This is a genomic window from Variovorax sp. P4_D9 (assembly GCF_056401695.1).
This window is the reverse complement of the sequence record NZ_JBFUIU010000343.1, coordinates 1-9342: the sequence shown is the minus strand read 5'-3', so window position 1 is coordinate 9342 and position 9342 is coordinate 1. Positions and strand designations below refer to the sequence as shown.

Below are 9342 nucleotides of genomic sequence, written 5' to 3'. Positions count from 1 at the left end.
GCTATTTGCGCAAGGTGGACCAACTTGGCCTCAGCTTCAGTATCGGCCATCGTGATCAGTTGCCTGAATTTATTGACTTGTACCGCCGCGGCAGCCTTGGCTGGAAGAAACAGCCGACGGGCATCTTCTGCGATGAGTTTTTTTTCTCGCTGTCTCGCGAAACCTATATGGACGTGTGGATTGTCCGCCGAGAGGGGCGACCCATGGGCGCCGCCGTGTTCCTGTTGGGACACCAAGAAGTGCAATATCAGGCGTCTGGGGCCGAGAAGCTGCCGGCGCCCGTTTCGGCCATGGATGCATTGATCTGGACGGCCGCCAGGTACTACAGGGATCGAGGTTTTCAAGCAATGAACATGGGTGCTAGCCAGGGCCTGGACAGCGTGCGTCATTTCAAGGAAAGACTTGGCGCCACAGCCGTAAGGTACCAACGCACTATGTACATTTGCCCTAGGCTACTGGGCTGGTTGCGCGAGATTCGCCGAGCGGCGTGGGGGCCATGAGCGCAATGCGATATGCGCTCATTGGCGACGGCCAGAGCCCGCACCTTCTAAAATGGGCGCGAGCTCTCGCATCTGCGCCTGGGCTTGAGTTGTGGGTTGCCTCGAGTCGAGGATTCGTGAGCGAGTTCGATGGCCTCGTGCCTTCCGCGAGGCGTTTGGCACTCGGCACGACGCCGGCGCCCAGTGGCGGCAACATAACGCTGCTGCGCACACTGCCGACCCTTGGTGCATGGCTCAAGCGGATCGACGCCGATTGGCTACACGCCCATTACCTGACGTCGCATGGAACCTTAGCGTGGCTGGCCAAGCGTGCATTCCACCTGCGCGGCAAGATTGTCGGCTCGGCCTGGGGCAGTGACATCCTGGTAACACCACAGCGCTCGCTGGCCTACCGTTGGATCACGCAACGCGTACTGCGCGCCTGTACTTTGACCACCAGCGACTCGATCCACATGGCGCAGCGCATGCGTGAGTTAGGGGCGATCGAGGTGATGACCTTCCCCTTCGGGCTTGAGGAAATACCGCCTGCGCCGAGTTCGAAAGAACCGTGGTTCTTCTTCGCAAATAGGGGCCTGGAACCGCTGTACCGGCCTGATCGCGTTTTGGCGGCGTTTGCGCGGGTAGCTGCCACGCGTCTCGATGCGCGATTGGTTGTGGCGAATGATGGATCGGCGGCGGTCGGATTGCCGGCGGCCGCCCGGGCGCTGGGGCTCAGCGTCGGTTCGATCGACGCGGGACAGCAAGTGCAGTTCGTCGGCCGCCTTGATCCCCAGAAGCAGGCCGAGGCCTATGCGCGTGCCCGCTGGTACATCAGCCTGCCGAAGACTGATTCGGTATCTGTCTCTGTGCTAGAGGCGATGGCCCAAGGATGCATTCCCTTATTGTCGGATCTACCGGCCAATCGCGAACTGGTGCGCGATGGTTTCAACGGGCTGATCCTGGCGGATGATCAGCCGCTGCATGTCGCGAAACTGGAGGCGATTCTTCCACAGGCCGATCGAATCGCGCGGAACAATCGCGCTTGGGTCGCTCGACACGGGCTGTTCGCCCCAAAGGTGGCGCAATTCCTCGCGAGATTAAACCAACTTACCACGCAATGAATGCGCTCAAATCACCCCTCAACGCCGGGCTAATCTGGACGGCATAAGCATAGCTCTCGCTATCTCGGCGGCGATGGGGGGCGCAAACGCGCAACAAATGAGGGTTTTCGGTCGCAAGACCCACAATCCGACTGTTGAACAGTTTCTGACCGCGAGACCCTAAGGGACAATCGCGCCACGCTCTCAAAGCCTATATCCCCGACGCGCGCCTCATGAAAATCATCACTGTCGTTGGTGCCCGCCCCCAGTTCATCAAGGCCGCAGCTCTAAGTGCAGTGCTTTCAAGCGTTAAGGGGGTTGAAGAGCACCTGCTGCACACTGGCCAGCACTTCGATGACAACATGTCGAGCGTGTTCTTTCGCGAGCTCGCGATTCCCGAGCCCCGTTGGAACCTGGGCATCAGCGGCGGTTCGCACGGTGCGATGACCGGCGCACAAATGGCCGGCATCGAGTCGGTGCTGGAAAAGGAAAGACCCGACGCGGTTCTGCTGTACGGCGATACCAATTCGACATTGGCCGGCGCGTTGGCCGCGGCAAAGCTGAACATCCCTGTAGCGCACGTCGAGGCCGGCTTGCGTTCGTTCAATCGACGCATGCCCGAGGAAGTCAACCGCGTACTGACCGATCACGTTTCGCATTGGTTGTTCGCGCCGACGCAGGCTGCGGTGAGCAACCTGGCGAGCGAGGGAATCACCGGTTCGCGGGTCCACAATGTCGGAGACGTGATGTACGACGCGGCTCGGCACTTTTCCGGGCTCGCGAGCGCGCGCAGCGAGCGCCCCGCGGCATGGGCTTCGGTGGCGGGACGCCCCTTTGTCTTGGCGACGATTCACCGTGCCGAGAACACGGATTCGCCGCAGCGCCTGCGCGTGATCGTGCAGGCGCTGTCGGCGCTGGCTGGCGAAATCGACGTGGTCTGCCCTCTGCATCCGCGCACGCGTGCCGCGATGGCGCAACTTGGACTTCGTCTCGAAGCTCATCGAGGGATGCATTGCGTTGATCCGATGGGCTACCTCGACATGATCGAGATGGAGCAATCGGCGCAGATGGTCGTCACCGATTCAGGAGGGATGCAGAAAGAGGCTTTTTTCTTTCAGAAGCCCTGCGTCACGCTTCGCGATGAAACCGAATGGGTCGAGTTGGTTGACGCGGGATGGAATCGGCTTGCACCGCCCACTTCGGTCGCTGCGGTGCAGGCGGTCTTTCGCTTGGCCTTGGGATCTTCAGGCCAGGCGGTACGCCCCTATGGAGACGGAGACGCCGCGCGGCGAATCGCTGAAGCTCTGAAAGGAGCTTCGTCGTGAGAATCCTCTTGATCAACCACTACGCAGGATCCTTGCAGCACGGGATGGAGTATCGCCCTTACTACTTGGCGCGTGAGTGGATTCGTGCCGGCCATACTGTTCGCATTGTTGCCGCTTCCCATTCGCACGTGCGCGGTGTTCAGCCTAGGCTGAAGAAGCGCACTCGGCGGGAACTCGTCGACGGCGTTCAATACCTCWGGTACCTCACTCCCAAGTATCAAGGAAATGGAGTTGGTCGCGCGCTGAACATCGCCGCATTTTGCGTTCAACTCATGTGGGATGCCAAACACCTTGCAAGCGACTTTCAGCCAGATGTCGTCGTGGCATCCAGTACATATCCGATGGATATCTGGCCGGCACATCGCATTGCACGGCTGGCGTCGGCGAAGCTGGTTCATGAAGTTCACGACCTATGGCCGCTCTCGCCCATGGAACTCAGTGGGATGTCACCACGACATCCGTTCATTGCTGTATGCCAGGCCGCCGAAAACTATGCGTGCAAGCACGCCGACGTTGTAGTGTCCATGCTACCCAAGGTCCAGGATCATCTGGCTGCTCATGGACTCGAACTTTCCAAGTTGCATATCGTGCCCAATGGCGTATTGACCGAAGAGTGGGAGCAAACCGGCGACCCTTTGGCTTCGGAGATTGCGCAGCACATTGAGCAGGCTCGAAGCATGGGGCGATCGGTCGTCGTGTATGCAGGAGCACATGGATTGGCCAATGCGCTGGATTCGCTGCTCGATGCTGCGAAAATATTGGCAGCAGAGCCATTCAGCTTCGTTCTGGTGGGGGACGGCACAGAACGAGACAGGCTTCTGAAGCGTGTGAATTCGGAAGGGTTGACCGAGGTACGCATGTTTGCGCCCATTCCGAAGCGGCAGGTTTCGGCGCTGCTCGCTGCCGCGGATGTGGCCTATATCGGCCTGCAGCGCGTTCCGTTGTTCCGCTTCGGCATTGCACCCAACAAGCTGATGGACTACATGATGGGTGGATGCGTTGTGCTCAGCGCGATTGAAGCAGGAAACGATCCGGTCGCCGAGGCAGGTTGCGGACTATCGGTCCAACCCGAGTCTGCTCCTGCAATTGCCGAGGGCCTACGCGCTCTGTCGCGCTTCGACTTCGAGACGCGGCGTTCCATGGGTCGCAGAGGCCGGGAGTTCGTGCGGCGTCACCACACTTGGCCCACCTTGGCAAGGCGCTTCTTGGACGCGATGACATGACGCCGCCACTCTCAGAACATTCTGCCGAGCTCGATGCGGTGCGCCGGCGTTACGCCAAGCGGCCGAATGTCGACTGGCGCTACAACGCGTTGAATCCCGCGGTTTGGCAGTCTATGCATGAGAGACAGCGGGAGATGCTGCGGCTCTTTCGCCGCTTCGGGTTGCGAGACCTTTCTCAGCTCACGTTGCTGGAGGTGGGGTCTGGCTCGGGCTCAAATCTGCTCGAGCTCTTGCGTTTCGGTTTCGATCCACACAATCTTCAAGGTGTTGAGCTTCTGGAGGAAAGACATGCCCACGCCAGGGCCGTGCTTCCCTCGGCGCTGCACTTGATTTGCGGCGATGCTTGCGAGCTCGATGTTCCTCCAGCGAGTCAGAACATAGTGCTGCAATCCACCGTTTTTTCCTCGTTGCTCGACGACCGATTCCAGCAACGTCTGGCCGATGCGATGTGGCGGTGGGTCGAGCCGGGCGGAGGCGTACTGTGGTACGACTTCACCTACAAGAGTCCTGCCAACCCCGATGTACGCGGCGTGACCATAGCGCGAATCAGATCGCTGTTTCCGGAGGGGCGCATGACCGTACGCCGTGTGACCCTCGCGCCGCCCATCAGCCGCCGCGTGTGCCGGCTTCACCCAGCCGCATACCATCTCTTCAACTTCATGCCATTCCTGCGCACCCACGTGCTGTGCTGGATCGCCAAAGATTGACCCCATGTCAGAGAAGCCTTCCTTCCTCCCATTCGCACTGCCCGATATCGGCGACGAAGAAATTGCCGAGATGGCCGATACGATGCGTTCGGGCTGGATCACGACGGGCCCCAAGACGAAGCGCTTCGAAGACGACTTCGCTGCGTTCCTCGGCGATCCCGCGCTGCTGTGCATGGCCGTCAATTCGGCCACCGCCGGCCTGCATCTGGCACTCGAGGCCCTCGGGATCGGCCCCGGTGACGAGGTGATCACGACCACCCACACCTTCACTGCGAGCGCCGAAGTCGTTCGCTATCTCGGAGCGGATGTCGTTCTCGTCGACGTCGATCCCGTCACGCTGTGCATCGACGTACGTGGGATCCAAGCTGCAATCACCCCGCGCACGAAGGCCATCATTCCGGTGCACTATGCCGGGCTGGCTGCCGACATGGAGGCGCTGCTCGCTCTTGCCCGGAAGCGCGGCCTGAAGGTGGTCGAAGACGCCGCCCATGCACTGCCCACCACCTGCGGCGGACAACTGATCGGCACGCTGCAGTCTGACGTCACCGTCTTCAGCTTCTACGCCAACAAGACCATGACGACCGGCGAGGGCGGCATGGTGGTGACGCGCAACCCCGAACTGGCCAAGCGCATCAAGGTGATGCGCCTGCACGGCATCAGCCGCGATGCGTTYGACCGGTTTCAGTCAACGACGCCTGCCTGGTACTACGAGATCGTTGCCCCCGGTTTCAAGTACAACCTGACGGACGTAGCCGCGGCAATGGGCCTGCATCAACTGGCGAAACTGCCGCGTTTCCTGGAGCGTCGCCAGTACCTTGCCGCGCGCTACCGTGAGCACCTGTCGAGCTTGCCGTTGATACTTCCAGCGGAAGCACCAGCCGGCGATGTGCATGCGTGGCATCTGTATGTCATTCGCCTTGATGCGTCGGCCAACGTGACGCGCGACGAGGTCATCCAGGGTTTGTCGGACCGCGGAATCGGAACCAGCGTTCACTATGTGCCGCTGCATCGGCAGCCCTATTGGCGGGACCGCTATGGCCTCGAACCCGATATGTTTCCGCATTCGGAGGCCGCCTACCAGGCCATGCTCAGCATTCCGCTGTTCACCGCGATGAGCGATGCCGATCAGGACAGGGTGATCTCGGCGCTGCGCCAGATCCTGATGTGATGCTCAAGCGGGCGTTCGACCTGTTGGTCGCATCCTGCGCACTGCTGGTGTTTGCGCCGCTGATGCCGATCATCGTGGTTTGGATCAAGCTGGATTCGCCCGGCCCTGTCTTGTTCTGCCAGGACCGCGTTGGCTTGCGCGGTCGCGTGTTCTCTATCTACAAGTTCAGGACCATGTATGCCGCTTCGGCGGCAGGGCGCGGTGCACAGATCACGGTTGGCGCCGATCCGCGTATCACTCGGGCCGGCCGCTTTCTGCGCCGTCACAAGCTCGATGAGCTTCCGCAGTTGATCAACGTCCTGAAGGGCGAGATGAGCGTCGTCGGGCCTCGCCCGGAAGTGCCGCACTACGTGGCGCTGTATCCGCCAGAGACGCGGGAGTTGGTCTTGAGCGTGCGTCCCGGCATCACCGATCTCGCTTCCATCGCATACAGGGACGAGAACGCCCTGCTCGCGAAGGCAGACGATCCCGAGGCGTTCTATGTCGAGGTCGTGCTTCCTGCGAAGCTCGCGTACTGCGTTCAATATGTGCGCACGCGCAGCATCGGATTGGACCTGGCCATCCTGGGGAGAACAGCCAAGGCGCTGCTCGGCCTGTGAGCAGACTCTGGATGTACGCTTGTCGACACCCTCGCTTTACTCGACAAGTCACGTCAACAAGACGCGTGATCGGGATTGGCGTCCCGAAGCAGTTCTGCGACGCAAGCCGCAGTGTCTACCGCAGTAGTCCTGCGGCTTCATCGTTCGTGCCTCCAGTTTTGGCGGCTCGAACGGGGAGCCGCGAGGCTCGCCGGGTCTCGCAAGAACTGCCCGGTACACCAACCTGTTCGAGTCGGCGCCGCCGATTGGCGTCGGGTGCGGCGGTTGTTGCAAACCGCAGCTCTAGGAGGCCACTCATGGCTAAATATAAGTCCCTGCAAGCATCCGCGCCATCCATGCGCAAGGTCGCATCTTCTCCTGAAGATCACTGACGAATTCTGCAATCTCAAGGCCGCGCAGCGCGCCTTCGCTTGCCTCGAAGGCCTTCTCTCGCCGATCTACCGTGCCCCGCAGCATGAGGAGTTCAGCATCACGCCCGGCGACCTCCGCGCCCTGGTGACGGTGATGAACGCCAAACTGGAGCGTCGCTTCGAGGCTGCGATCCGTTCGTTGCGCAAGGCCCTGAAATCCAGGGCCCGCCGAGCATATAGCCCGGCCAGCATTCCCCTCACTCCAAGCGCCCACTTTTCACGATCGAAAGCCGGCGATCCACCAGCGGCGTGCCGTCGAACACCACTTCCACCCGAACCTTCGACTTGACGGCGTGGCCGTCGACTTCGCCGGGAGAAAAGCGCGCAGCCATGAAGGCCTCGCGGGCCGCCCGCTCGAACGGCTCGGGCAAGAGGGGTTCGTTGCCCTCGATCCACTGCACCTGGCCCTTTTCGTCGATGAAGAGCGCAAGAATGCCGACATGTCGCTCGCCATCGTCCTCGCCGTCCGGCGCGGCAATGACCACGGGCGTCTGCGCCACCGGCGGAATCGACAGCAGCGGGCGCGGCACATAGTTGTCGTGAACTCCCGCAACAAGCGGTGCCTCCGTGTCGAGCGCGGGCTGTGGCGCATCGTCGTAAGCCTTCGTCGTCGGGTCCGACCTCGTGGGCTCGGGCGGCGGAGCAGCGCGAGGGGGGGCGGGCGGGCTGCTGGGAACGGATGACTCTGCCGCTGGCGTCGACCCGGCATGCGCCATCCGACTCACTCTCGTCGTGATGTCCAGTCGCGTGTTCGGCTCGCTCGGCAGCAGTCGCGCCTGAATCTTGCCGGACGAGCCGTGCGGCGTCTGCACCGCCTGCCGGGGCGGCGCCGGAGGCGCACGCATCGCAAGCAGCAGGAGGTGCGCCGCCAGCGACAAGGCAATGCACAGCGGCAACGCGTGGCGCGTGCCTGGCGGCCATCGCGACGCGCGACGAGGCCGGCCTGCTACCGCGTTGATCGCCGTCATGGTCGTCGCAGCATCAATCCGTCAGTTCTCGCCACGACGTCCGATGCGCGCTGCCGGTGCCAGTGTTCGACTTGATCGGCGGAATCTCGCTCTTGATGCTGCCATCGCTGTTCTGGTAGATGATGCGCACATTGCCGTTGCTGTCCTTGATCCAGCTCATGCCGACGATCAAGGCATTGCTGATCCACAGTTCGCCCGCGGGATTGGTTGATCACGCCGCCATTGGCGACGTTGAGGTAATAGCGCCATGACGCACCGCCCGAGTCACAGGCGTTGCCGCTCGGAATGGTCGTGCCAATCGACAGCGTGCTGAACTGCAGGCCCAGGTTGCTCGACACACGCTCGCCCGTCTGCGGCAGGTCCACCCGCCAGCCACCCTTCGTGCCCCAGTCGACCTTGTTGTCGGTGACCGCGGCCGACACCGGCTTGCCGTTCGCATCGTTGCTCAGGGTGAAGGTCTGGATGACGAAGTCGGTGGTGTTCGCGCGCACATCCCCCCAGCCCGAATTGGTAAACGTGTCTCTCACGCCGTAGATGCTTTGCTGCGTGGTGTTCTCGATGTCAGTGACGCCCAGGTAGCGTCCGGTCGCCACGACGACCACCGGGTGGCCCGACACATCCACCGTCTCGAGCTTGATCGTGATGGGCTGTGGTGTATTGACATCGATCTGGAACTTGGCGAGCAGCAGGGCGCTCTTGTTCGGTTGCACCAGGTCGTCGATGTCGAAGCGCCAGAGATTGCCCAGCAGGTCGCCGCCGTAGAAGCGGGTGGCCGTGTTGTCGCTCGGACTGTCGTGCATTGATCTTCGCCAGACCGCTCGGACTGCTGGTGCTGCCCGCGGTCGTGGGGACGTCCATCAGCTTGGCGCCGGTGTTCGCATCGAGCACGAAGAGCCGGCCCTTGCCGTCGGAGGTGTTGTTGTAGCCGGAAGCAAAGACCACCGCCCAGGTGCCGTCCTTTCGCTTGGTAATGACGGGGTTGCCGATGCGCGGCATTTCAGCTCCCTGCCTTGGCGACGGTGGTGGAGGTCATGTATTTGTGCGTTTCGCCACTCGGCAGGGTCCAGTCGATTTCGACGTTCACATCGCCGGTGGGGACGTCCAAGGTGATCGTCCCAGTGCCGCCTGGCAGACCGCTGGCCACCTTGCTTTGCCACTCCTTGCAGCGATCGAGCGATGCGCAGCTGCTGCCGTGGTAGCTCGCGAGATTGTTCATGTCCGACCACATGCGTCCGACAACCTCGCTGGCAAGATAAGCCGCGTCGGCGCGGAGCTTGGACTCGGTCTGGGCCCGAGTCATCGAACCCTGGAGTCCCACCAACCCGAGCACGCCGAGCATGAAGATCAGCAAAGCCACCAACAC

General features: G+C 61.8%; 11 protein-coding genes. 7 read left to right on the top strand and 4 right to left on the bottom strand.

What is annotated here, in order from left to right:
- The 7 genes from AC1DY5_RS30070 to AC1DY5_RS30040 all read left to right on the top strand — a co-directional run.
- Window positions 1-500, top strand: a 500-nt coding sequence (locus tag AC1DY5_RS30070) for a GNAT family N-acetyltransferase (protein WP_478117403.1), incomplete at its 5' end; no start/stop codon positions are given.
- A complete protein-coding gene (locus tag AC1DY5_RS30065) occupies window positions 497-1600 on the top strand; it encodes a glycosyltransferase family 4 protein (protein ID WP_478117401.1) in 1104 nt (367 codons plus the stop codon). The genes AC1DY5_RS30070 and AC1DY5_RS30065, both read left to right, overlap by 4 nt.
- Window positions 1601-1812: 212 nt before the next feature.
- Window positions 1813-2904 carry a non-hydrolyzing UDP-N-acetylglucosamine 2-epimerase gene (gene wecB, locus AC1DY5_RS30060; protein ID WP_478117399.1) on the top strand — a complete coding sequence of 364 codons (1092 nt, stop codon included), beginning with the start codon at window positions 1813-1815 and terminating at the stop codon, window positions 2902-2904.
- Window positions 2905-2912: 8 nt separating this feature from the next.
- On the top strand, window positions 2913-4127 hold the full coding sequence (locus AC1DY5_RS30055; protein ID WP_478117397.1) for a glycosyltransferase family 4 protein: 1215 nt from the start codon (window positions 2913-2915) through the stop codon (window positions 4125-4127).
- A complete protein-coding gene (locus AC1DY5_RS30050; protein WP_478117395.1) occupies window positions 4124-4834 on the top strand; it encodes a class I SAM-dependent methyltransferase in 711 nt (236 codons plus the stop codon). Before AC1DY5_RS30055 ends, AC1DY5_RS30050 begins: the two co-directional genes overlap by 4 nt.
- Before the next feature lie 4 nt (window positions 4835-4838).
- Window positions 4839-6002 (top strand): DegT/DnrJ/EryC1/StrS family aminotransferase, encoded by a 1164-nt coding sequence (locus AC1DY5_RS30045; RefSeq protein WP_478117393.1) that lies wholly within the window; start codon window positions 4839-4841, stop codon window positions 6000-6002.
- Window positions 6002-6601 carry a sugar transferase gene (locus AC1DY5_RS30040; RefSeq protein WP_478117391.1) on the top strand — a complete coding sequence of 200 codons (600 nt, stop codon included), beginning with the start codon at window positions 6002-6004 and terminating at the stop codon, window positions 6599-6601. The genes AC1DY5_RS30045 and AC1DY5_RS30040 overlap by 1 nt, the downstream gene beginning before the upstream one ends.
- 300 nt (window positions 6602-6901) lie before the next feature.
- On the opposite strand, the gene AC1DY5_RS30035 is transcribed toward AC1DY5_RS30040, so the two are convergent.
- The 4 genes from AC1DY5_RS30035 to AC1DY5_RS30020 form a co-directional block, all read right to left on the bottom strand.
- Complete coding sequence (locus tag AC1DY5_RS30035; protein WP_478117389.1) at window positions 6902-7057, bottom strand: hypothetical protein; 156 nt, start codon at window positions 7055-7057, stop codon at window positions 6902-6904.
- A gap of 151 nt (window positions 7058-7208) precedes the next feature.
- A complete protein-coding gene (locus AC1DY5_RS30030) occupies window positions 7209-7889 on the bottom strand; it encodes an energy transducer TonB (protein WP_478117387.1) in 681 nt (226 codons plus the stop codon).
- An 86-nt stretch (window positions 7890-7975) separates the two neighbouring features.
- Window positions 7976-8779 (bottom strand): hypothetical protein, encoded by an 804-nt coding sequence (locus tag AC1DY5_RS30025; protein WP_478117385.1) that lies wholly within the window; start codon window positions 8777-8779, stop codon window positions 7976-7978.
- Between the two features lie 197 nt (window positions 8780-8976).
- Window positions 8977-9342, bottom strand: a 366-nt coding sequence (locus AC1DY5_RS30020; protein WP_478117383.1) for a type IV pilus modification PilV family protein, incomplete at its 5' end; no start/stop codon positions are given.